General features: G+C 74.0%; 21 protein-coding genes. 14 read left to right on the forward strand and 7 right to left on the reverse strand.

The window, feature by feature from the left end:
* Positions 1–10: 10 nt before the first annotated feature.
* The 8 genes from truB to dapB all read left to right on the forward strand — a co-directional run bounded on the left by truB (position 11) and on the right by dapB (position 8,765).
* Complete coding sequence (gene truB, locus BM093_RS03790) at positions 11–907, forward strand: tRNA pseudouridine(55) synthase TruB (protein ID WP_093337174.1); 897 nt, start codon at positions 11–13, stop codon at positions 905–907.
* Between the two features lie 188 nt (positions 908–1,095).
* Positions 1,096–2,055, forward strand: coding sequence for a bifunctional riboflavin kinase/FAD synthetase (locus BM093_RS03795; RefSeq protein WP_093337525.1), 960 nt, complete (start codon positions 1,096–1,098; stop codon positions 2,053–2,055).
* A gap of 193 nt (positions 2,056–2,248) precedes the next feature.
* Entirely contained in the window at positions 2,249–3,040 is a 792-nt protein-coding gene (locus BM093_RS03800; protein WP_093337178.1) for a helix-turn-helix domain-containing protein, read from the forward strand.
* A gap of 188 nt (positions 3,041–3,228) precedes the next feature.
* Complete coding sequence (gene rpsO, locus BM093_RS03805) at positions 3,229–3,498, forward strand: 30S ribosomal protein S15 (RefSeq protein WP_093337181.1); 270 nt, start codon at positions 3,229–3,231, stop codon at positions 3,496–3,498.
* Positions 3,499–3,727: 229 nt separating this feature from the next.
* On the forward strand, positions 3,728–6,010 hold the full coding sequence (locus BM093_RS03810) for a polyribonucleotide nucleotidyltransferase (RefSeq protein WP_093337184.1): 2,283 nt from the start codon (positions 3,728–3,730) through the stop codon (positions 6,008–6,010).
* Positions 6,011–6,081: 71 nt separating this feature from the next.
* On the forward strand, positions 6,082–7,392 hold the full coding sequence (locus tag BM093_RS03815) for a M16 family metallopeptidase (RefSeq protein ID WP_093337527.1): 1,311 nt from the start codon (positions 6,082–6,084) through the stop codon (positions 7,390–7,392).
* Positions 7,393–7,444: 52 nt separating this feature from the next.
* Positions 7,445–7,924, forward strand: coding sequence for a DUF456 domain-containing protein (locus BM093_RS03820; protein WP_093337186.1), 480 nt, complete (start codon positions 7,445–7,447; stop codon positions 7,922–7,924).
* A 91-nt stretch (positions 7,925–8,015) separates the two neighbouring features.
* Entirely contained in the window at positions 8,016–8,765 is a 750-nt protein-coding gene (dapB, locus tag BM093_RS03825; protein ID WP_218162644.1) for a 4-hydroxy-tetrahydrodipicolinate reductase, read from the forward strand.
* 4 nt (positions 8,766–8,769) lie between these two features.
* On the opposite strand, the gene BM093_RS03830 is transcribed toward dapB, so the two are convergent.
* Positions 8,770–9,300, reverse strand: a complete 531-nt coding sequence (locus tag BM093_RS03830) for a GNAT family N-acetyltransferase (protein WP_093337192.1) — start codon at positions 9,298–9,300, stop codon at positions 8,770–8,772.
* Between the two features lie 143 nt (positions 9,301–9,443).
* Between BM093_RS03830 and BM093_RS03835 the strand changes: the two genes are divergently transcribed.
* Both BM093_RS03835 and BM093_RS03840 read left to right on the forward strand, forming a co-directional pair.
* On the forward strand, positions 9,444–10,364 hold the full coding sequence (locus tag BM093_RS03835) for an intradiol ring-cleavage dioxygenase (protein WP_093337195.1): 921 nt from the start codon (positions 9,444–9,446) through the stop codon (positions 10,362–10,364).
* 73 nt (positions 10,365–10,437) lie between these two features.
* On the forward strand, positions 10,438–11,706 hold the full coding sequence (locus BM093_RS03840) for a winged helix-turn-helix domain-containing protein (RefSeq protein WP_093337530.1): 1,269 nt from the start codon (positions 10,438–10,440) through the stop codon (positions 11,704–11,706).
* On the opposite strand, the gene BM093_RS36965 is transcribed toward BM093_RS03840, so the two are convergent.
* The 4 genes from BM093_RS36965 to BM093_RS03865 all read right to left on the reverse strand — a co-directional run bounded on the left by BM093_RS36965 (position 11,680) and on the right by BM093_RS03865 (position 15,842).
* Entirely contained in the window at positions 11,680–13,338 is a 1,659-nt protein-coding gene (locus tag BM093_RS36965; RefSeq protein ID WP_245773282.1) for an AbgT family transporter, read from the reverse strand. The two genes, BM093_RS03840 and BM093_RS36965, sit on opposite strands and share 27 nt — an antisense overlap.
* 74 nt (positions 13,339–13,412) lie before the next feature.
* Entirely contained in the window at positions 13,413–13,856 is a 444-nt protein-coding gene (locus BM093_RS03855) for a nitroreductase/quinone reductase family protein (protein WP_093337198.1), read from the reverse strand.
* Between the two features lie 142 nt (positions 13,857–13,998).
* On the reverse strand, positions 13,999–15,282 hold the full coding sequence (locus BM093_RS03860; protein ID WP_093337201.1) for a DUF4097 family beta strand repeat-containing protein: 1,284 nt from the start codon (positions 15,280–15,282) through the stop codon (positions 13,999–14,001).
* Positions 15,279–15,842 (reverse strand): toxin-antitoxin system HicB family antitoxin, encoded by a 564-nt coding sequence (locus BM093_RS03865; RefSeq protein ID WP_093337204.1) that lies wholly within the window; start codon positions 15,840–15,842, stop codon positions 15,279–15,281. The genes BM093_RS03860 and BM093_RS03865 overlap by 4 nt, the downstream gene beginning before the upstream one ends.
* Before the next feature lie 132 nt (positions 15,843–15,974).
* On the opposite strand from BM093_RS03865, the gene thyX reads away from it, so the two are divergent.
* Entirely contained in the window at positions 15,975–16,739 is a 765-nt protein-coding gene (thyX, locus tag BM093_RS03870; protein WP_093337532.1) for an FAD-dependent thymidylate synthase, read from the forward strand.
* A 10-nt stretch (positions 16,740–16,749) separates the two neighbouring features.
* Here thyX and BM093_RS03875 read toward each other — a convergent pair whose 3' ends face one another.
* The gene (locus BM093_RS03875; RefSeq protein ID WP_143105248.1) at positions 16,750–17,481 is read right to left on the reverse strand and encodes a Crp/Fnr family transcriptional regulator; all 732 of its coding nucleotides are present in this window, start codon (positions 17,479–17,481) and stop codon (positions 16,750–16,752) included.
* Positions 17,482–17,638: 157 nt separating this feature from the next.
* The gene (locus tag BM093_RS03880) at positions 17,639–19,000 is read right to left on the reverse strand and encodes an MFS transporter (RefSeq protein ID WP_093337210.1); all 1,362 of its coding nucleotides are present in this window, start codon (positions 18,998–19,000) and stop codon (positions 17,639–17,641) included.
* 192 nt (positions 19,001–19,192) lie between these two features.
* Between BM093_RS03880 and BM093_RS03885 the strand changes: the two genes are divergently transcribed.
* From BM093_RS03885 to BM093_RS03895, 3 genes are all read left to right on the forward strand, one after another.
* Complete coding sequence (locus BM093_RS03885) at positions 19,193–19,819, forward strand: TIGR03085 family metal-binding protein (RefSeq protein ID WP_093337212.1); 627 nt, start codon at positions 19,193–19,195, stop codon at positions 19,817–19,819.
* A 50-nt stretch (positions 19,820–19,869) separates the two neighbouring features.
* Entirely contained in the window at positions 19,870–20,889 is a 1,020-nt protein-coding gene (gene dapA, locus BM093_RS03890; RefSeq protein WP_093337214.1) for a 4-hydroxy-tetrahydrodipicolinate synthase, read from the forward strand.
* 231 nt (positions 20,890–21,120) lie between these two features.
* Positions 21,121–22,809 (forward strand): ribonuclease J, encoded by a 1,689-nt coding sequence (locus BM093_RS03895; RefSeq protein WP_093337535.1) that lies wholly within the window; start codon positions 21,121–21,123, stop codon positions 22,807–22,809.
* The last annotated feature ends 36 nt before the right edge of the window (positions 22,810–22,845 follow it).

Here is a 22,845-nt window from a genome sequence, read left to right on the forward strand (position 1 = left end):
ATCTCCCGCCGTGCCTCCCCGTCAGCCGCCCCCGCCGCCCGGTCTCGTGATCGTCGACAAGGACCGCGGGCCGACCAGCCACGACGTCGTCGGCAAGCTGCGCCGGATCATGGGAACCCGCAAGGTCGGCCACGCCGGGACACTCGACCCGATGGCCACCGGGGTACTCGTGATCGGCATCGAGCGGGCCACCAAGCTGCTCGGGCACCTGTCGCTGGACACCAAGGCCTACACCGCGACCGTCCGGCTGGGCGGTGCGACCACGACCGACGACGCCGAGGGCGAACCGCTCGGCGAACCGGTGCCGGTGGAGGCCACCGAGGACCGGGTCCGCGCCGGGATGGCCGGGCTGACCGGCGACATCGAACAGGTGCCGAGCGCCGTCTCCGCGGTCAAGATCGACGGGAAGCGGGCCTACCAGCGGGTGCGCGACGGCGAGACCGTCGAGATCCCGGCCCGGCCGGTCACCGTGTCCGCGTTCGACCTGCTCGCGGTGCGCCGGGAGGGGCCGTTCCTCGACCTCGAGGTGGCCGTCGACTGCTCGTCCGGCACCTACGTCCGGGCGCTGGCCCGTGACCTGGGCGCGGAGCTGGGTGTGGGCGGGCACCTCACCGCGCTGCGGCGTACCCGGGTCGGCCCGTTCACACTCGAGCACGCGCGCACCGTCGAGGAGCTGGCCGCGTCCCCGGGGCTGTCGCTGGACCTGGCCGCGGCGGTCGCGACGGCGTTCCCGCGGGTCGACGTCGACGCCACCGCCGCCACGGACGTCCGGATCGGCCGGTCGCTTTCCCCGGCCGGGATCACCGGCACCTACGGCGTGTTCGGCCCGGACGGCGCCGCCCTCGCGCTGATGGCCGACCGCGGCCGGAGCGCGCGCCCGGTCGTCGTGCTCGACCCGGCGGGCTGAGCGCAGACCCGGCCGAGTCTGTGACCCGGCCGAGTCTGTGATCCGGCCGAGGCCTGTGACCTGGCCGAGCCCGCGGCCCCGCTGAACCCACGACCCGGCCGGCCGAGCGCCGGCCCGGCCGAACCCGCGACCCGGCGGGCGGACGCCCGGTGGCCGGGCGGACGGGCCCGTTCCGTAGGCTCGCCGCCGTGCAGCGCTGGCGTGGTCTGGAGGCCGTCCCGCCCGGCTGGGGACGCTGCGTCGTCACCGTCGGGGTGTTCGACGGCGTGCACCGGGGCCACCGGAAGCTCATCGCGCGGGCCGTCGAGCGGGCCCGCGCGCGGGGGCTGCCCGCGGTCGTCGTGACGTTCGACCCGCACCCCGCGGAGCTCGTCCGGCCCGGGGCGCACCCGGCGCGGCTGTCCACCCTGGACCGCCGTGCGGAGCTGGTCGCCGAGGCCGGTGCGGACGTCTTCTGCGTCATCCCGTTCACCGAGCAGCTCTCCCGGATGGCGCCGGCCGGCTTCGCCCACGAGGTGCTGGTCGACCGGCTGCACGCGGCGGTGGTCGTGGTGGGCAGCAACTTCACCTTCGGGCACAAGGCGGCCGGTGACGTCGAGATGCTCACCGAGCTCGGCCGCCGGTTCGGTTTCTCCTGCGAGGCGGTGGATCTGATGACGGACGACGAGGTGACCTTCTCCTCCACCTACATCCGGTCCTGCATCGACGCCGGTGCGGTGCGCGACGCCGCGCACGCGCTCGGTCGCTGGCACCGGGTGGACGGCGTGATCGTGCACGGTCACAAGCGGGGCCGCGATCTCGGCTTCCCGACCGCGAACGTGGCGTGCCCGCCGCACACCGCGGTCCCCGCCGACGGCGTCTACGCCGGCTGGTTCCTGATCGGGGACCGCAAGCTGATGGGAGCGGTCTCGGTCGGCACGAACCCGACCTTCTCCGGCCGGGTGCGCACCGTCGAGGTCTACGTGCTCGACGTCGACGAGGACTTCTACGGCCACGAGGTCGGGGTCGAGTTCGTGGCCCGGCTGCGCGGGCAGGAGAACTACGACGGCATCGAGGCGCTCGTCGCCCAGATGGGCCGGGACGTCGCGCGCTGCCGGGAGATCCTCACCGCCACCGGGGACGCGACCGGCCCCGAGGGCGAACACTGACCTGCCGGGCCCTCGCCGGTCGAGTACCGGTCGGTCGGGCCCCCGCCGGTCGGGTACTGGCCGGTGGGGCCCTCGCCGGTCGGGTACTGGCCGGTCGAGCTCCGGCACGTCGAGTGCGGACCGGTTGAGTGGAAACCCCCTACCCGGGCCGAAGCGCTCCGGGTGCCCAGCGGGTCCGCGCAGGATCGCCGGCATGGACGCACCCTGCCCCGACCGGGCGCCCCGTGACCGGCTCGCGGCGAACCGCGCGCGCCAGCGCGAGCTCTACGGCGAGCCGCTGGGGGAGCGGGTGCGTCGGCTGACCGCCGGGCTGGGGATCACCCAGGTGCGGCTGGCGGCGGCGCTCGGGCTGAGCCCGGCGATGCTGTCCCAGCTCGCCGGTGCGCGGCGGGTGAAGATCGGTGACCCGGCGGTGCTGGGGCGGATGCTGTCCCTGGACCGTCGGCTGGCACGCGGGGCGGTGCCGTCCGGCGAGGTCGCGGCGCTGCTGGACGAGGTCCGGACGGCGCCCACCCCGTGGGGTCCGGAAGGGGCGTGCCGGTGCGGTGCGGGTCCCGCGGCCGTCGGGCCGCCCGTGCCGTCCGGGGCGCTACCGACGGGGACCGGCTCGGTCGCGACCGGCTCGTCCGTGGCTGTGCCGGCAGGGGTCGGGCCGTCGGGAGGCGTGTCGTCGGGGGCCGGGGCGCCGATGTCCGGGCCGGCAGTGTCCGGGTCGGTGAGGTCCGGGCCGGCGATGTCCGTGTCGTCGGGAGCCGGGTCGCCGGGGGCCGGGTCGTCCCCGCTCGGGGCACGGCCGCCCGGCTCGCCGGTCGCGGTGTCCCCGGCGCGGGCGCGGACCCGCCCGGCGCTCAGGCCCGCCCCGACCGCGGACGACGCGCTGCGGACGGTCACCGCTCCCGCCCGGCTGGTCGCGGCGGCAGCCGCGCTGGCGCCGTCGTTCCCGGAGATCGCCGAGGTGCTGCGGCGGGCCGCGTCCCGCCGGTGACCCTCGCCCGGCGGGGCGACGGCGGCCCACCGGGGCGCGCTGGTACCGTTACCTGCGGGTCCGGCTGCAGTCCGTGGTGGCCGGGACCGACTACCTGCCGTCCCATCGGCCCGCCTCGCCCCGTGCAGCGGGCCGGCAGAGGCGAGGCGGCACGGCCCCACGGACCGTCTGAAGATGAAGGAGCAGCAGTGGCACTGTCCACCGCGGAGAAGAAGAGCACGCTCGAGAAGTACGGCACCCACGCCACCGACACCGGGTCCCCCGAGGCCCAGGTGGCGCTGCTGACGCAGCGCATCATCGGCCTCACCGAGCACCTGAAGCAGCACAAGCACGACCACCACAGCCGGCGCGGCCTGCTGCTGCTGGTCGGTCGTCGTCGCCGGCTGCTCAAGTACCTGCGTGCGGTCGACGTCGCTCGCTACCGCGCGCTGATCGAGAAGCTGGGTCTGCGCCGCTGACCCGCCCCTGCGACCCGGTACCGGATCCCGGTACCGGGTCGTTGCACAACTGAACACCTCCACCACGGGGGACGGACGGACATCCGCCGGTCCTCGGTAGTGGCCCCCGGGAACGCGACGCGGTGCCGGGGGCTTCGATCGAAGACCGGCCCAGCAGGGGATCGGCCCGGACGTCGTCGGTGGTGGGTACCGAGAGACCACTCCCAACGACGAGGAGGGACATCCCCGTATGACTGACGTCATCTCCGAGGACGGTGTGCACGAGAGCACCGCCGTCATCGACAACGGCGCCTACGGCACGCGCACCGTCCGGTTCGAGACCGGGCGCCTCGCCCGCCAGGCCGCCGGATCCGTCGTCGCCTACCTGGACGACGAGACCATGCTGCTGTCCGCCACGACCGCCTCGAAGCGGCCGAAGGACCAGTTCGACTTCTTCCCGCTCACCGTGGACGTCGAGGAGCGGATGTACGCGGCGGGCCGGATCCCCGGCTCGTTCTTCCGCCGCGAGGGCCGCCCGGGCACCGACGCGATCCTGACCTGCCGGCTGATCGACCGGCCGCTGCGCCCGTCGTTCGTCGACGGCCTCCGCAACGAGGTCCAGGTCGTCGTGACGATCATGTCGCTGGACCCGAAGGACCCCTACGACGTCGTGGCGATCAACGCCGCGTCGGCGTCCACCCAGCTCTCCGGCCTGCCGTTCTCCGGCCCGGTCGGAGGTGTCCGTGTCGCGCTGATCGCGAACGAGACGGGTTCCGACTCCCAGTGGGTGGCGTTCCCGACCCACGAGCAGCTCGAGCGTGCCGCGTTCGACATGGTCGTCGCGGGCCGCATCGTGGGCGATGACGTCGCGATCATGATGGTCGAGGCCGAGGCCACCGAGCAGACGATCGAGCTGGTCGGCCAGGGCGCCTCCGCCCCGACCGAGGGCGTCGTCGCGGACGGCCTGGAGGCGGCGAAGCCGTTCATCCGCAGCCTCTGCGTCGCGCAGCAGCAGCTCGCCGACGTCGCGGCCAAGCCGACCGCCGACTACCCGGTCTTCCCGGCCTACCAGCCGGACGCCTTCGACGCCGTCTCCGAGGCCGTCGAGCAGGAGCTGGCGCAGGCGCTGACCATCGCGGGCAAGCAGGAGCGCGAGACCCGCACCGACGAGATCAAGGCGTCGGTGGTCGAGAAGCTGGGCGAGCGTTTCGAGGGCCGCGAGGCCGAGCTGGGCAACGCGTTCCGCTCGCTGAACAAGAAGCTGGTGCGGCAGCGGATCCTGCGGGACAAGGTCCGCATCGACGGCCGTGGCCTGACCGACATCCGGCCGCTGTCGGCCGAGGTCGAAGTCGTGCCGCGGGCGCACGGCTCGGCGCTGTTCGAGCGCGGCGAGACCCAGATCATGGGCGTCACCACGCTGAACATGCTGCGCATGGAGCAGACGATCGACTCGCTCGGTCCGGAGACCTCCAAGCGCTACCTGCACCACTACAACTTCCCGCCGTTCTCCACCGGTGAGACCGGCCGGGTCGGCTCGCCGAAGCGCCGCGAGATCGGGCACGGCGCGCTGGCCGAGCGGGCGCTGATGCCGGTGCTGCCGAACCGCGACGAGTTCCCGTACGCGATCCGGCAGGTCTCCGAGGCGCTGGGCTCGAACGGCTCGACCTCGATGGGCTCGGTCTGCGCGTCCACGATGTCGCTGCTCAACGCCGGCGTGCCGCTGAAGGCGCCGGTCGCCGGCATCGCGATGGGCCTGGTCTCCGACGTCGTCGATGGTCAGACCTCGTACGTGGCGCTGACCGACATCCTGGGCGCCGAGGACGCGTTCGGCGACATGGACTTCAAGGTCGCCGGCACCAAGGACTTCGTGACCGCGCTGCAGCTCGACACCAAGCTGGACGGCATCCCGTCCGAGGTGCTCGCCGCCGCGCTGAACCAGGCCCGCGACGCCCGCCTGACGATCCTCGAGGTCATCGGCGAGGCCATCGACGGCCCGGACGAGATGTCGAAGTACGCGCCGCGGGTCACCGCGGTGAAGGTCCCGGTCGACAAGATCGGCGAGGTCATCGGCCCGAAGGGCAAGATGATCAACTCGATCACCGAGAAGACCGGTGCCGACATCTCGATCGAGGACGACGGCACGATCTACGTCGGTGCGAACGACGGCCCCTCCGCGGAGGAGGCGATCGGCATGATCAACGCCATCGCCAACCCGCAGCTGCCGAAGGTCGGCGAGCGGTTCCTGGGCACGGTGGTCAAGGCGGCCGCGTTCGGTGCCTTCGTCTCGCTGGTCCCCGGCAAGGACGGCCTGATCCACATCTCGAAGCTCGGCAACGGGAAGCGGATCGGCAAGGTCGAGGACGTCTGCAAGGTCGGCGACAAGATCCGCGTCGAGGTCACCGACATCGACAACCGCGGCAAGATCAGCCTGGTCCCGGTGCAGGAGGGCTCGGAGGAGGCGCCCGCCGACGGTGAGGCCGCCGAGGGTGGCGCCACCGGCGACGCCCCCGCCGAGGCCGCGAACCCGAGCTGATCGGGTTGGCCGAACGGCACGACCACGCGGCGGCGGCCCGGGAGCACACGAGCTCCCGGGCCGTCGCCCGCGTGTGCGCCCCGCAGGACGAGCTCCCCGACGCCGTCCGCCGCAGCGAGCTTCCCGGCGGCGTCCGGCTGGTCACCGAGGCGGTACCCGGGGTCCGGTCGGTGGCGCTCGGCATCTGGATCGGCATCGGCTCGGTCGACGAGACCGCCGAGCAGGCCGGTGCGGCGCACTTCCTGGAACACCTGCTGTTCAAGGGCACCCGGCGGCGCACCGCGGCCGGGATCGCCGAGGAGATGGACGCGGTCGGCGGTGAGCTGAACGCGTTCACCGCCAAGGAACACACCTGCTACTACGCGCACGTCCTCGACACCGACGTGGCGCTCGCGGTGGACCTGCTCGCCGACGTCGTCACCGACGCCGAGCTCGCGCACACCGACGTCGAGCTGGAGCGCGGTGTCGTGCTCGAGGAGATCTCGATGCGCGACGACGACCCGGAGGACCTGCTCGGCGACCTGTTCGACCAGACCCTGTTCGGCGAGCACCCGCTGGGCAGCCCGGTGATCGGGTCCGAGGAGTCGATCCGGGCGATGAGCCGGGAGACGCTGCACTCGTTCTGGCGGGGCGAGTACACGACGCCGCGGATGGTCGTCGCCGCGGCCGGGAACCTCGACCACGCCCACGTCGCCGACCTGGTGACCGCCGCGCTCGGGCCGGCCGCCGACGGGCACACCGACGCCCGCGCGGTCCCGCCGCGCGCCGCGACCGGGGCCCGGCCCGCCCGCGCCGGCGCGCTCGGCCTGCAGCCCGACGAGTCCGAGCAGGCGCACATGATGCTCGGCGTGCCCGGCTCCGGCCGGCACACGCCCGGCCGCCCCGCGCTCGCGGTGCTCAACACCGCCCTCGGCGGCGGCCTGTCGTCGCGGCTGTTCCAGCAGGTCCGCGAGCAGCGCGGACTGGCCTACCAGGTGTACTCCTCGACCGTGCGCTACGCCGACGCCGGCGCGCTGTCGGTCTACGCGGGCTGCGCGCCCGAGCGGCTCGGCGAGGTCGTCGCCGTCGTGCGCGACGTGCTGGGCGAGGTCGCCGCGCACGGGCTGACCGAGGCCGAGGTGGCCCGGGCGAAGGGCGCACTGCGCGGGGGGCTGGTCCTGGGCTGCGAGGACACCGCGTCGCGGATGAACCGGCTCGGCCGCGCCGAGCTCGACCACGGCCGCCAGCGTTCGCTGGCCGACAGCCTGACCCGCATCGATGCCGTCACCCCCGACCAGGTCGGCACCCTCGCGGCGGACCTGCTGGCCCAGCCGCTCACCGCCGCCGTCGTCGGCCCCTACGACGACGTCGCCGACCTGCCCGCGTCGCTCCGCGACCTGTGAGTGGTTTTCGCGGCTGACGCCGCGAAAACCACTCACAAGCCACAATGGTCCTATGACGTGGCTCGCTGTCCTCGCCGGCTTGATGATCGCCGTCGGGCTGGCCGGGATCGTGCTCCCGGTGCTGCCGGGGCCGTTGCTGATCGTCGGCGGCGTGGCGGTGTGGGCGGTCCCCCGCGGTGACGCCGTCGGCTGGTGGGTGCTCGGTCTCGCGGTCCTGGTGACGGTCGTCGGCCAGGTCGCGAAGTACCTGCTGCCGGGCAAGCGGCTCAAGGCCTCCGGGGTGCCCAACCGCACGTTGCTGGCCGGGCTGGTTCTCGGCGTGATCGGCTTCTTCGTCGTGCCCGTGGTCGGCCTGTTCCTCGGCTTCGTGCTGGGCGTGTGGCTGGCCGAGCTGATCCGGCTGCCCGACGCGGCGACGGCGTGGCGCTCGGCCAGGGAGGCCCTCACCGCGGTCGGCTGGAGCATCCTGATCGAGCTCGCGGCCGGGATGCTGGCGACCGCGGTGTGGATCGGCGGGCTCGTGCTGGGGTAGCCGGCACCGGGCCCGGCTCCCGGCCTCCCGACCGTCCGGCGGGCGGCGCCTAGACTCCGGCCGGAATCGACGATCGGAAGGGTGTGTGCCGGTGAGCGGGACGATCCGGGTGGCGGTGCTCGGCGCGAGGGGCCGGATGGGCAGCGAGGTCTGCAGGGCGGTCGAGGAGGCACCGGACACCGAGCTGGTGGCCGCCATCGACGCGGGCGACGAGCTGTCCGCACTGGACGGAGCCGACGTCGCCGTCGACTTCACCCACCCCGGCGCGGCGATGGACAACCTGCGCTACTGCGTGCAGCACGGCGTGGCCCCCGTGGTCGGGACCAGCGGGTTCGACGCCGCGAAGTTCGACGAGGTCCGCGCGATCCTCGAGGCGCACGGTTCCGGCAGCGTCCTGGTCGCCCCGAACTTCGGTGTCGGCGCGGTCCTGATGATGCACTTCGCCGGTCAGGCCGCGAAGTTCTTCGACTCGGCCGAGATCGTCGAGCTGCACCACCCCGGCAAGGTCGACGCGCCGTCCGGCACCGCGGCCCGCACCGCCTCGGTGGTCGCGGCCGCCCGTGCGGAGGCCGGACTGGGCGCCGTGCCGGACGCCACCACCACCGACCCGGACGGGGCCCGCGGCGCCGTCGTCGACGGCGTCCACGTGCACGCGGTGCGGATGCCCGGGATGATCGCGCACCAGGAGGTCATCCTCGGCACCGACGGGGAGGTCTTCACGATGCGCCACGACTCGATGAACCGCACGTCGTTCATGCCGGGCGTGCTGATGGCGGTGCGCGCGGTGCGTTCCCGGCCGGGACTGACGATCGGGCTCGAGCCGCTGCTCGGCCTGGCCTGAGGGCCTACTCGACCAGCTGCAGGTCCAGGGTCCCGCCGACGCGGATCTCGCGGACCGTCCCGGAGCCGGTGTCCAGGCTGCGGGCGGCGCCGTCGGGCTCCCAGCCGGCCCGGGCGTAGAAGCGGCGCGAGGCCGTGTCGGCCTCGGGCACCCAGGCCCGCCCGGACTCCGGGCCGGCAGCCCGCAGCGCGGCCGCGGCGGTGGCGAGCAGTCGTCCGCCGTGCCCGCGCCGGCCCCAGCGCGGCTCCACCAGCAACGCGCTGACCTCGGCGATCGACCGGTCGTCCGCCCCGGGGTAGTGCGCGGCCGCGCAGTAGCCGACGACCTCGCCGCCCTCGACGGCGACCAGCAGGTGGAAGTCGTCCCCGGCGTGTACGGCGTCGGTCCAGTGCGCCCGGGCGGCCTCCGAGGTGAGGCTCGCGAACGCCTCCTCCGGCAGGAGCCCGGCGTATGCGGTGCGCCAGGTGCGGTCCTGGATCGCCATGATCGCCCCGACGTCGTCGTCGGTGGCGGGGCGGACGGTCGCGACGGCCATGTGTCATGCCTACCGCGCCGCCCGTGTGAGGTGTGCGACCACCCCCTCGGTCGTTTCACAGCGCACGCACAGCTCGCGGTGACCGCGCACCCATCCGGCGCGCCTACCGTCGATCACGGTTCGGACGACGCGCAGGAGGACCGATGCAGAACTCCCGGTACGAGGGGCCCCGGTACGAGGGACGCCCGCTGCCCCGCCCCGGTGACGAGGTGGTCGACCAGGGTCTCGGGTTCGACGTCGGCACCCTGCTCGGCCGTCGCCGGATGCTGACGGTGCTGGGGCTCGGGGCGGTGGCCGCGGGCCTGACCGCGTGCGGGGCGTCGGCGTCGAGCACGACGAGTCCGGGCGAGATCCCGGACGAGACGGCGGGCCCGTACCCGGGCGACGGCTCCAACGGTCCCGACGTGCTCGAGCAGTCCGGCGTGGTGCGCAGCGACATCCGCTCCAGCGTCGGCACCGGCAGCGCGACGGCGCAGGGCGTCCCGATGACCCTGGAGCTCACGGTCACCGACATGGCCCGTGCCGCGATGGCCGGCGTCGCGGTGTACGTGTGGCACTGCGACCGGGAGGGCCGGTACTCGCTGTACTCCGAGGGGCTGGAGAACGAGAACTACCTGCGCGGCGTGCAGGTCGCCGACGACCGCGGCACCGTCCGCTTCACCAGCGTCGTCCCGGCGTGCTACCCGGGCCGCTGGCCGCACGTGCACTTCGAGGTGTACCCGGACGCGGCCGACATCACCGATGCCGGCAACGCGATCGCGACCTCCCAGCTCGCGTTGCCGCAGGACGTCTGCACAGCCGTGTACGCGACGCCCGGGTACGCGGAGTCGGTGCACAACCTGTCCGGGATTACGCTGGACTCCGACAACGTCTTCGGCGACGACGGGGGCGCGCTGCAGCTCGCGACCGTCACCGGTGACGTCGCTTCCGGCTACACGGTCGCGCTGACCGCGGCCGTGGACACGACGACCGAACCCAGCGGCGGCGGCGCTCCCGGCGGGCCCGGTGGTCCGCCGCCCGGTGGTGCCGGGGAACGGCCCGCGGGCCCGCCGCCGGGGAACTGAGCGGCCCGCACGGCGCCGGTGGTCCCCGCCCGCCGGCGAGTTCCTGTCGGGGGTGCGTGGCAGCATCCGGGCCGTGCGGACGATCAGCGCTGACGTGGCCCGGCGGGCCTTCCTCGCGGCCCAGGGCTTCACCGACCCCCGGCCGTCGGGTGCGGTGACCCGGCGCCACCTCGGACGGGTGCTCGACCGGGTCAGGCTGCTGCAGCTCGACTCGGTCAACGTCGCCGTGCGCGCGCACTACATGCCCGTCTTCAGCCGGCTCGGCGCCTACCCGACGGAGCTGCTCGACGCGGCCGCGTGGTCCCCGAGCGCCCGCAAACCCCGGCTGCTCGTCGAGACCTGGGCGCACGAGGCCAGCCTGGTGCCGCTGGCGGACTGGCCGCTGCTCGGGCACCGGACCCTGCCCCGGCGCTGGTGGCAGCACTACGGCCCGCTGCTGGACAAGCACCCGTCGCTGGCGGGGGACATCCGCGCCGTCGTCGCCGAGCGCGGCCCGATCGGGGCCGGTGCGATCGAGCAGGCGCTCGCCCCGCAGGGCCGCGCCGGCGACGTCCGGCCGCGTCCGCCGGGGGCGACCTGGTGGGAGCGGTCCGAGGTGAAGCGGGTCTGCGAGTACCTGTTCGCGGTGGGCGAGCTCGCCGTCGGCACCCGGCGGCACTTCGAGCGCCGCTACGACCTGCCGGAGCGGGTGATCCCGCCCGGGATCCGCGACGCGCCGGCCCCCGACCCGGACGACGCGGCCCGGTGCCTGGTCGCGAAGGCGGCCTCGGCGCTCGGTGTCGGGACCGAGACCGACCTGCGGGACTACTACCGCCTCGGGCCCGACCGCACCCGGACCGCCGTCGCCGAGCTGGTCGAGGCCGGCGAGCTGGAGCCGGTCACGGTCCGGGGCTGGGCCCGGCCCGCCTACCGCGACCCGGCGGCGACGGTCCCGCGCACGGTGACCGGGCGGGCCCTGCTGTGCCCGTTCGACCCGCTGGTCTGGGAACGCGAGCGCACCGAGCGGATCTTCGGGTTCCGCTACCGCATCGAGATCTACGTGCCCGAGCCGAAGCGCGAGTACGGCTACTACGTCTTCCCGTTCCTGCTCGACGGAGCCCTGGCCGGCCGGGTCGATCTCAAGGCCGACCGGTCCGCCGGGGTGCTGCGGGTGCCGGGCGCGTTCGCCGAGCCCGGCGCCCCCTTCCCGGAGCGCCGGATCGCGGCCGAGCTCGCCGCCGAGCTGTCGACGATGGCGCGCTGGCTGGGGCTCGACGGCGTCGCGGTGGGGGAGCGGGGCAACCTCGCCACCGCCCTCGCGGCGGCGCTGCGGTGCTCAGATCCCGAGCGGAATGCCCAGTGAGACCCAGGCCAGGAACAACGCCGTCCAGACCACGAACATCGTCGCGCAGATCGGCAGCGTCATCGAGATCAGCGTCCCGATGCCCGCCTCGCGCCGGTAGCGCTGCAGGAACCCGAGCGCCACGGCGAAGTACGGGCTCATCGGGGTCAGCGAGTTCGCCACCGAGTCGCCGATCCGGAACGCGGCCATGGTCTGGTCGGCGTCGATCCCCACCAGCAGCAGCATCGGGACCAGCACCGGGGCCAGCAGCGACCACTGCGCCGACCCCGAGGTGATCACCAGGCCGAGCACGAACACCAGCACGACGGTCAGGAACAGCAGCACCGGGCCCGGCGCGCCGAGCGACTGCAGCACCGCCGCGCCGGAGACGGCGATCCACTGCCCGATCCCGGTCCAGGTGAACCAGGCCAGGAACTGGGCGATCACGAAGAACAGCACCAGGATCGGGACGATCTCGACCAGGCCCTCGCGCATCAGCCGCGGCACATCGGCCGGGGTGCGGACCGTCCCGACGCGCAGGCCGTAGACGATGCCGACGACCAGGAACGTCAGCAGCAGCACGACGGCGATGCCGTCGAGGAAGGGGGAGGGCACCAGGGAGCCGTCGTCCGGGTCGCGCAGCGGCGAACCCTGCGGGAGCCAGATCGCGGCGTAGAACACGAGCAGCCCGAGCAGGGTGAGCGCGGCGTCGCGCAGGCCGCGGAGCTGGGCGCCGGTGACCTCGGCGGCCCGCGCCTCCGCGGTCTCATCGCCGGTCACACCGCCGGTCACACCGCCGGTCACACCGCCGGTCACACCGCCGGTGGCGTCCGTGCCCGTGCCCGTGCCTGTGTCCGTGCCTGTGCCTGTGCCTGTGCCCTCGTCCCGGCCCCGGTCCGTGTCGCCGTCCGGGGACGGGCGGACGGCGGTGGGCTCGACGACCCGGTCGACGACGACGGCCGCGGTCAGCGCGATCAGGACGGCGCTGACGATGCTGAACCAGTAGTTGGACAGCGCCGTCAGCTGGATCGACGGGTCGATGATCGCGGCCGCCGAGTTCGTGATGCCGGCCAGCAGGACGTCGGTCGCGGTGACGAAGATGCTGGCGTCGTAACCGGCACCGACCGAGACGAACGCGGCCACCGCGCCGACCGCCGGGTTGCGCCCCAGCGTCCGGAAGACCATGGCGCCGAGCGGGATCAGCACGATGTAGGCCGCGTCCGAGGCGACCGACCCGCAGACACCGGCGAACATCAGCGCGGGGGTGACCAGCCGGCGCGGGGCGCGCAGCACCGTGACCCGCAGCAACGTGGGGAGCAGCCCGGAGCGGTCGGCGACGGCGATGCCCAGCAGCACCGCGATGATCGTCCCGAGCGGTGGGAACTCGACGAAGTTCGTGACCGCCTCGGTGAGCGCGAACCGCAGGCCTTCGCCGGTGAGCAGGCTGCGCACCGGGGTGACCTGGTCCTCGCCGGGGATCTGCGCGGTCAGCCCGGCCGCGGCGAGCACCGCGGACAGGCCGGCCAGCAGCACCGACAGCACCACGAACAGGATCACCGGGTCGGGCAGCCGGTTGCCGACCCGTTCGACGACGGTCAGCGCCCGGGCCAGCCGGGTCGGCCGTTCCGTGACGGCCTGCTCGGTTGCGCTCAACGGTCCCCCCGGGATCGGCCGATTGGCGCCGGGAGGCTAACCGTTGAGGAGGCGGACGGTCGAACCGGTGTGGATCAGGCCGGGTCGAGGCGGAAGACGGCGATCGTGTCCAGGTGCGCGGCGACCTCCTCGGGGGACGCGTCGGCCGAGACCGGGAACGCCTGCAGCGCGAACGGCTGGTCCAGGGCCCGCAGGTAGGTCACGACCGCACCGGCCGCCTCCTCCGGCGCCGGGGCGACGGCGCGCCGCTCGCTGGTCTCCCCGTTCGCGACCAGGGCGCACTCCGCGCCCCCGCGCAGGTTGCGCACCCAGTCCCGGGTCCCGTTGGGGGACACGACGTACTCGGCGCCCTCGTGACCGATCACGCCGAGCGGGGTGGTGCGGGGCTCGCCGCTGCGCCGGCCCCGGGTGCGCAGCACGGGCAGGGCGTACCCCTTGTCCGGGACCGGGGCGGCGGGCATCCCGAGCACGCGCTCGGTCATGGAAGCGTTCATCGCGGCGATCTCGGTGCGGTCCATGCCGTCAGCCTACGCGCATCGTTCTCTCATGGAACATCTTGATGGTGAAGCCAATAGGCGGGTGATCACCCGTTGTGGAGTATGGCGGACGCCGGGCGTGGGCGCCGCTCCCCAACGGGTGATCACGGCGGTGACGAGCGGCTCAGCTCGCGATGGTCGCCGCGCGGGTCACGAGGACGTCCCCGCTGCCCGTGCGCCCGGACAGGCGCAGCTGCGGGCCGGTGGCGGGGTCGTCCTGCCGGACGTCGAGCTCGCTGCGCGCCCGTCCCGATCCCGTGGACAGGTCCAGCTCGGCGGCGACGCCGGAGTGCACGCCGACGCGGACGTTGCCCGATCCGGTGTTCAGCCGGACGTCACCGTGCACCGCGTCGGCTAGTACGACGTCACCGGAACCGGTGCGCACCTCGAGCTCTCCGGCCAGCTCGCCGAGCCGGATGTCCCCGCTGCCGGTCCGTACCCGCGACGGTCCGCCGAGGGAACCGACCTCGACCTCGCCGCTGCCGGTGCGCAGCCGCGCCCGGCCCCCGCACGAACCCAGGTCGATGCCCCCGGAACCGGTGGTGATGTCGGCGTCGCCGGTCACCTCGCCCACCCGGGCGGTCCCGGAGCCGGTCCGCACCGCGGCCCACGCGGCCCGGCCGGTCAGCTCGACGCCGGCCGCCCCGGTGCGTACCGCGGGGCGCGACCCGGCCGGCGCGGACACCGTCACGAGCAGCGGGACCGCGCCGAGCGTCGGCTCCTCCGGCCCGCGGAGCACCAGCCGGCGGCTCGCCGCCGACCAGTCGATCGTCACGGCCTCGACGGCGTCGGCGGACGGATCCCCCGAACGCTCCCACGGCGCACCGACGATCGGGTCGAACCCGCGCCCGGACCAGCCGGCCGCACCCGACGGGCCACCGGCCATCGACGTGCCGATCCAGTCCAGGAGCCCGCCCAGCCCGCCGGACCACGGGGCGCCACCCCGGTCCGCGGTCACCTCGACGCGCACCTCGGTGGCGTCCTCGACCAGGTCGACGCGGACCCGGCCGCCGCCGACGGCGACCTCCAGCTCGGCGGGGCCGCTGCACGGCCACTGCTTGCGGCGGGTGAGGTCGCCGGAGTCGCCGGCCTCGCGGTCCGAGCCGCCCGCCGAGCCGCCGGACGAGCCGCCCGCCGAGCCGCCGGACGAGCCGCCCGCCGAGCCGCTGGACGAGCCGCTGGACGGGCCGTCGGCGGCCGGTGTGGCGCCTCCGGGACCGTCGGCGTCCGGCGCAGTGCCCCCGGCGGCGGTGCCGGCGCCCCCGGCACCGGCCGACCCGCCGTCGGCGGCGGCGCCACCGCCGGCTTCGGCGTCGGCGGACCCGGCACCGGCGGCGGGACCAGTCCCGGCCGTGGTCTCGCCGGTCGGGTCGGTCGGGCCGGTCGTGTGGTCGCGCTCGTCGCTCATCCCTGCACCCATCCTCGGAGGTGGCGGCCGTCCCGCGGATCCTGCCCGCCGCGGACCCGGCCCTCGGCCCCGGCCAGCGCGCCCTGCACGGCCTGGGAGACCCAGGTGTTGAGGGAGACGCCCTGGGTCTGCGCGGCCTTCTCGGCCTGCGCCTTGATCTGCTCGACGATCCGCAGCGTGACGCGGCTGATGTCTCCGGCGTCGGCCCCGAAGGGCAGACCGGTGGGCACATCGGTCGAACCGGGCCGGCCGGCGCCGGCGCCGGCACCGGTGCCGGACGGCGCGGGGCCGGGCTCGGTGACCGGCTCCTCGGGTGCGCCGGCGCCGGAGACCGACACCCGCACCTCCCGGCCGTGCAGCCGCACCTCCACGGAACGGTCGCCGAGCGCGGCGGTCGCCTCCGAGGCGAGGTCGGACAGGGCATTCATGATCGCGAGACGGGCGGCGGGTTCGATCGCGGAGCTGAGCAGGGCCGCCGTCCTGCGGGTCTGCTCGTCGCCGGCGGCCGCGGCCGCAGCGAGGTCGTCGCGGAGCTGCGCGACATACGGCGTGAGGTCCATGACGTCACTATGGCGTCACCGTCGACATCACTTCAAGGAGATTGCAGCCAAAAATGCTGTCAGGGGTGCAGTCAGGTGGGTGGGACGATCCGGGCGGCGGGCGCGGAACCGGCGGTGGTTACCCTCGTCGCCATGTCGGAGACCGCGCCGAAGACCGTCCCGTTGAGCGTGCAGCTGGTGGCGAAGACCGAGTTCACGCCCCCGGCCGAGGTCCCGTGGTCGACCGACGCCGACGGCGGTCAGGCACTCGCCGAGTTCGCCGGACGTGCCTGCTACCAGTCCTGGAGCAAGCCGAACCCGCGCACGGCGACCAACGCCGGCTACATCCGGCACATCCTCGAGGTCGGCCACCTGTCGGTGCTCGAGCACGGCAGCGTGAGCTTCTACCTGACCGGGATCTCCCGCTCGCTGACCCACGAGCTGATCCGGCACCGGCACTTCTCCTACTCCCAGCTGTCGCAGCGCTACGTCCCCGAGCGCGACGCGGCGATGGTCGAGCCCGAGGTCATCGCCGACGACCCGGAGCTGCACGAGCTGTTCCAGCAGGCGTCCGCCGACGCGCTCGCCTCCTACGAGAAGCTGCTCGAGGGCCTGGAGAAGCGCTTCGCCGACGTGCCGAACGGGACGCTGCGCCGCAAGCAGGCCCGCCAGGCCGCGCGGTCGGTGCTGCCCAACGCCACCGAGACCCGGATCGTCGTCACCGGGAACTACCGGGCCTGGCGGCACTTCGTCGCGATGCGCGCGTCCGAGCACGCCGACGTCGAGATCCGCACCCTGGCCGTCGAGTGCCTGCGCCAGCTGCAGCGCGAGGTGCCCAACGTCTTCGCCGACTTCGAGATCCAGGAGCTCGAGGACGGCACCGAGATCGCCTCCAGCCCGCTGGTCACCGAGGGCTGAGCGCCGCCGGTCACGCCAGGACGGCGTGCACCCGCCGGCGCAGGTCCGGCAGGTCCCGGACGACGATGCTGCGCCCCTCCTTCTGGACCAGGCCCTCGGCGACGAGCCGGGACAGCTCCCGGCTCATCGTCACCCGGGTGAGCCCGACGAGCAGGGCCAGCTCGTCGACCGCCGGCCGGATCGAGAGCCGCGTGGTGGTGTCGAGCGCGACCTCGCCGTAGGCCTCGACGAGGTGCCCGAGGAGCAGGATCACCCGTTCCCGGGCCGGTAGCCCCTCGATCAGCACGTGCAGCTGCATGACGCGTTGCTTGTAGGCGATCCGGCGGGTGATCTCGAGCAGCAGCTCGGGGTCGCTGCGGGCCGCGTCGAGCAGGGCGTCGCGGGTGACGGAGACGATCGTCGACGGCTGCGTGCACACCGAGGCGAGATGGCGCGGCCGGCCGTCGACGCAGGCCGCCTCGCCCAGGGTGGCGCCGGCCTCGGCGTAGGCCAGCGTGCGTTCGGTGCCGTCCGGACGGTGCAGGTGGATCCGTACCCGGCCGCTCACGACGAGGTGGAAGCGCGCCGACAGCTCGCCCTGCCGGTAGACGTACTCGCGGCGGGCGTAGTGCCGCGCCGGGCCGAGCTCGCCGATCCGGGCGGTGACAGCGCTCGGCGGTGCGGTGAGGAACGGGGAGACCGGCGGCTCGTCCGCGCCGGACTCCGGGAGGCACCCGCCCGGTTCCGCCGCTCCCGCCGTCACGTGGCACCCCGCCTCGGTCGTGAGCGCCCGCTGTGACGCCCGGCACGACGACGGTAGCCCGACCGGCCCGGCACCAAAAGTCGAGCGGGGGCGGGCCGAACGGCCCACCCCCGCTCGCGGGCGCCGGGTCCCGGCCGGGCCGGGACCGGTGTGCGGCTCAGGCCGACACGGTCTGCGCGTCCTGCTCGGTGAGCGAGTCCGCGTGTGTCTGCGGTAGCGCGAGCGTGCACAGCAGGCTCAGCAGCGACACCGCGGAGAGCAGCAGGCCGATCCCCAGGCTGCCGAGGGTCGAGGCGGCCAGCGCCGCGGCGAACAGCGGCACGATGCCACCGCCGATGACCCCGGCCAGGTTGTAGGCGATCCCGGCGCCGGTGTAGCGGAAGCGGGTCGGGAACAGCTCGGGCAGCTGGGCGCCGATCGGGCCGTAGGCGATGCCGACGACACCGAGCACGATCGAGATGCCGAGCCCGAACGCCCAGGCGGTCCCGATGTCGATGATCGGGAAGACGACGACGCCGCCGACCACCGAGGCGATGTTGCCGAGGACGACCATCCGGCGGCGTCCGACCCGGTCGGACAGGATCGCCGAGGCGATCGTGGTCAGCGCGAACACCAGGCCACCGAGGATGCCCATCGCCAGCACGGTCGGCCGCGGCAGTCCGAGCTGCTGGGTGCCGTAGCTGGTCAGGTAGGTGACGCCGATGTAGAAGAACGCGAACACCGCCGTCGTCGAACCGGCCCCCAGGAACACCGCGCCCGGGCGGGTGGTGAAGACCTCGGCGATCGGCAGCTTGCCCGCGCCCGGGGTGCGGGAGGCCGTGGTGCGCGACTGCGCTGTCCGGGACTGCGCTGTCCGGGACTGCGTGAACGTGGCGGTCTCCTCCAGGGCGAGCCGCACGTACAGCCCGACGGCGACCAGCAGGACCGACGCGATGAACGGGACCCGCCAGCCCCAGGCGACGAACGCCTCGTTGCTCATGGTCAGCGCGGTGACCAGGAAGGTGGCCGACGCGAGCGCGAACGCCACCGACGGGCCGAGCTGCGGGTAGAGCGCGTACTTGCCGCGGGCCTTCGTCGGCGCGTTCTCCGCGGTGAGCAGGGTGGCGCCCGCCCATTCACCGCCGACGGCGAGGCCCTGCAGGACGCGCAGCACGACCAGCAGGACCGGCGCCAGGATCCCGATCATCCCGGTGGTCGGGAGCAGGCCGATGGCCAGCGTGGAGAGGCCCATCATCAGCAGCGTCGTCACCAGCGTGCCCTTGCGGCCGAGCCGGTCACCGAAGTGCCCGAACAGGACCGATCCGAACGGGCGGGCGACGAAGGCGACGCCGAAGGTGGCCAGGGCCAGCGCGGTGCCCGCCGCCGCTCCGAGCTCGGGGAAGAAGACCTTGTTGAACACCAGCGCGGCGGCGGTGCCGTAGATGAAGAAGTCGTAGAACTCGATCACGGTGCCGGTCATGCTCGCGAGCGCGATCCTGCGCATCGACCTCGGCGGCTGCGTGGGGGCAGCGTTCGTCACGGTGGGTCCTCTCCGTCGGGGGCCACTGGGCGTCGGGACGCGGGGCAGTATCGGGACAGGGCCGGGCGGCGTTCTGTATCACTGGCTACAAATCGCTGTCGGACGACCAGCTTTCTGTCGACCGTTCGTCCGCCGTTCGTCGTGCGGTGCGCCGGGGAGCGGTCGCCGGGCGGGCCGACTAGGTTGGGCGCGGTGAGCCTCGCGACCGACGAACGTGCCGCCATCTGTGCCGAGTTCGAGCGATCCGGCCCGGACCGCCCGACGCTCTGCGAGGGCTGGAACGCCCGTGACCTGCTCACCCACCTGCTGGTGCGGGAGCGGCAGCCGTGGAACGCGGCCGGCATCCTGGTGCCCGCGCTGTCCGGCGTGACCGAGAAGGCCATGGACTCCTACGCGGGCGAGGCCTGGCCGAACATGATCGACGACCTGCGCAAGGGCCCGCCCTCGTGGTCGCCGTTCAAGCTCGGCAAGGTCGACGAGATCGCCAACGGCGGCGAGTTCTTCGTGCACCACGAGGACCTGCGCCGCGGTGAGCCGGGCTGGGAGCCGCGCCCGGCCGAGCCGGAGCGCGACGGGCAGCTGTGGCACCTGCTGTCGTCGATGGCCCGGGTGCTGTTCCGGCGCAGCCCGGTCGGGGTCGCGCTGCGCCGCCCGGAGGGCACCCAGCAGGTGGTCGCGACCGGGTTCGGCCTGGTCACGGTGGTCGGCGAACCGGCGGAGCTGGTGCTGCACGCGTTCGGCCGGGACGCCGCGCGGGTCGAGATCGAGGGGAGCCCCGCGGACGTGGAGGCCTACCGCGCCACGCCCGGCGGCTTGTGACGACGCGTGAGTCGCGTCCCGGCCCGCCCGGGGCGGTACCGTCAGCACCCATGGACTCCCAGACCACCCCGGCGGCGCTGCACCCGCCCCGTCGTCCGTTCGGCGAGGTCCTCACGGCGATGGTGACCCCGTTCGACGCCGACGGGGAGCTCGACCTGGCGAAGGCCGAGGAGCTGGCGTCCCACCTCGTGGACCTGGGTAACGACGGGCTCGTCGTCAACGGCACCACGGGCGAGGGCCCGACCACCTCGGACACCGAGAAGCGGGACCTGGTCCGGGCCGTGGTCTCGGCGGTGGGGGACCGGGCGACCGTCGTCAGCGGGGCGGGGACCTACGACACCGCGCACTCGATCGAGCTCGCCCGCGACGCCGAGCGGGCCGGTGCGCACGGCCTGCTGGTGGTGACGCCGTACTACTCGCGGCCACCGCAGGAGGGCCTGCTCGCGCACTTCGGCGCCGTCGCGGACGCCACCGAGCTGCCGGTGATGCTCTACGACATCCCGCCGCGCAGCGTGATCGGCATCGACGTCGAGACGTTCCAGCGGCTCGCGCAGCACCCGCGGATCGTCGCCGTCAAGGACGCGCGCAACGACCTGCGCGTCGGCACCGAGGTCCTCGCGACGACGACGCTGGCCTACTACTCCGGCGACGACCCGGTGAACCTGCCGTGGCTCTCCGTCGGTGCGGTCGGCTTCGTGTCGGTGATCGGCCACGTCGTCGGCGACCGGCTGCGCGCCATGATCGACGCCTATCACGCGGGCGAGCACCAGCGTGCCCGTGCGCTGCACTACGCGATGCTGCCGGTGATCCGGGCGATGGGCCGGGTCGGCGGTGCGGTGTTCGCGAAGACGGCGCTGCGGCTGCGCGGCCTCGACGTCGGCGACACCCGGCTGCCGCTGCCGCCGGCCTCGGAGGAGCAGATCGCCGCGATCGCCGGGGACCTGGCCGTCGCCGGTGTCGCGCTCGACCCGCAGGCCCGGCCGGACGCGACCGTGCAGCAGGCCGGGCACGGCGCCCTCGGTGGCCGCACCGCCACCGACATCGGGGCCGAGGTCGCCTACCACCGCTGAGCGCACGACCTGCGGAGCAGCCCCGGTACCGGGCGCGGCGCGCGGAGCGGGACCCCGGCGCCGGACGGCGCCCGGGTGGTCCCCCGCGCAGCCGCCACCCGTACCGGGCAGCCCCCACCGACGCATCCCTGTCGAATCTCGAACCAATGTGAGGCGCGAACCCCTGTGAGTCCCCAGCGCAACGACCGGCGGAACCGACCCGGACGGTCCCTCGGCGCCCCGCCGGAGAAGATCGACCGCCCCGAGCTGCCGGACGGTCCGCCGCCCGCGCCCGTCAAGGGCGGCCTGCGCACGTTCGCGCTCGGCGGCATCGGCGAGGTCGGCCGGAACATGACCGTCTTCGAGTACGACGGCAGGCTGCTCGTCGTCGACTGCGGCGTGCTGTTCCCGTCCGACGACTCGCCCGGCGTCGACCTGATCCTGCCCGACTTCCGTGCCATCGAGGACCGGCTCGACGACATCGACGCGCTCGTGCTGACCCACGGCCACGAGGACCACATCGGTGCCGTGCCGTGGCTGCTGCGGCTGCGTCCGGACATCCCCGTCGTCGGCTCCCGGTTCACGCTTGCCCTGGTGGCGGCCAAGTGCAAGGAGCACCGGCTCACCCCGCACCTGCAGGAGGTGAAGGAGGGCGACCGGGTCCGGCACGGCGGCTGGGACTGCGAGTACTTCGCGGTGAACCACTCGATCCCGGACGCGATCGCGGTGGCGATCCGCACCCCGGCGGGCCTGCTGCTGCACACCGGCGACATCAAGCTCGACCAGCTGCCGCTCGACGGGCGGCTGACCGACCTGGCCGGGTTCTCCCGGCTGGGCGAGGAGGGGGTCGACCTGTTCCTGGTCGACTCCACCAACGCCGAGGTCCCCGGCTTCGTCACCCCGGAGGCCGAGATCGGGCCGGTCATCTCCGACCTGGTGCGACGGGCCCCCTCGCGGATCATCCTGGCCTGCTTCGCCAGCCACGTGCACCGCGTCCAGCAGGTGCTCGACGCCGCGCACGCGCACGGCCGCAAGGTCTGCCTGACCGGCCGGTCGATGCTGCGCAACATGGGGCTGGCCGACGACCACTCGCTGCTGAAGATCCCCGACGGGCTGCTCGTCGAGCTCGACGAGGCCATGAAGCTGCCCGACGACCAGCTCGTGCTGGTCTCCACCGGGTCGCAGGGCGAACCGCTCGCCGCGCTGTCCCGGATGGCCCGCGGCGACCACCGCAGCATCACCATCCGCCCGGACGACACGATCATCCTGGCCAGCTCGCTGATCCCGGGCAACGAGACCGCGGTCTTCGCCGTGATCAACGGCCTGACCCGGCTCGGCGCGACTGTGGTGCACCAGGGCAACGCCAAGGTGCACGTCTCCGGGCACGCGCCGGCCGGTGAGCTGCTGTTCCTCTACAACGCCGTGCGGCCCTCGAACGTCATGCCGGTGCACGGCGAGTGGCGCCACCTGCGGGCGAACGCCGAGCTGGCGACCCGGACCGGGGTGCCCGAGGAGTCGGTGGTCATCGCCGAGAACGGCGTGGTCGTCGACCTCGTCGACGGCCGGGCGGCGATCACCGGGCGGGTCGAGGTCGGCCAGGTCTACGTCGACGGCCTCGCCGTCGGCGACGTCGGCGAGACGACCCTCGGCGACCGGATCGCCCTCGGCGAGGGCGGGTTCATCTCGATCACCGTCGCGATCGACCAGAAGTCCGGTCGGGCGCTGTCCCGCCCGACCCTGGCCGGGCGCGGGTTCTCCGACGACCCGAAGGCCCTCGACGCCGCGCAGCCGCTGGTCGAGGACGAGCTGTCCCGCCTGGAGAACGAGGGCGTCTCCGATCCGCACCGCATCGCGCAGGGCGTGCGCCGCGTCGTCGGGCGCTGGGTGTCCGAGACCTACCGGCGCCGGCCGATGATCGTCCCGACGGTGATTGCCGTATAGGGCTGTGAGTGGTTGTCGCGGCTGGGACCGCGACAG

Source organism: Pseudonocardia ammonioxydans, from assembly GCF_900115005.1.
Taxonomy (GTDB): Bacteria; Actinomycetota; Actinomycetes; order Mycobacteriales; family Pseudonocardiaceae; genus Pseudonocardia; species Pseudonocardia ammonioxydans.

Excerpts from the sequence above, each read along its gene's own strand:
- BM093_RS03800 (WP_093337178.1), top strand. The coding sequence starts at position 2,249 with ATGGACGCACCCTGCCCCGACCGGGCGCCCCGTGACCGGCTCGCGGCG.
- BM093_RS03810 (WP_093337184.1), top strand. The coding sequence starts at position 3,728 with ATGACTGACGTCATCTCCGAGGACGGTGTGCACGAGAGCACCGCCGTC.
- BM093_RS03820 (WP_093337186.1), top strand. The coding sequence starts at position 7,445 with ATGACGTGGCTCGCTGTCCTCGCCGGCTTGATGATCGCCGTCGGGCTG.
- BM093_RS03830 (WP_093337192.1), bottom strand. The coding sequence starts at position 9,300 with ATGGCCGTCGCGACCGTCCGCCCCGCCACCGACGACGACGTCGGGGCG.
- BM093_RS03835 (WP_093337195.1), top strand. The coding sequence starts at position 9,444 with ATGCAGAACTCCCGGTACGAGGGGCCCCGGTACGAGGGACGCCCGCTG.
- BM093_RS03855 (WP_093337198.1), bottom strand. The coding sequence starts at position 13,856 with ATGGACCGCACCGAGATCGCCGCGATGAACGCTTCCATGACCGAGCGC.
- BM093_RS03860 (WP_093337201.1), bottom strand. The coding sequence starts at position 15,282 with ATGAGCGACGAGCGCGACCACACGACCGGCCCGACCGACCCGACCGGC.
- BM093_RS03865 (WP_093337204.1), bottom strand. The coding sequence starts at position 15,842 with ATGGACCTCACGCCGTATGTCGCGCAGCTCCGCGACGACCTCGCTGCG.
- thyX (WP_093337532.1), top strand. The coding sequence starts at position 15,975 with ATGTCGGAGACCGCGCCGAAGACCGTCCCGTTGAGCGTGCAGCTGGTG.
- dapA (WP_093337214.1), top strand. The coding sequence starts at position 19,870 with ATGGACTCCCAGACCACCCCGGCGGCGCTGCACCCGCCCCGTCGTCCG.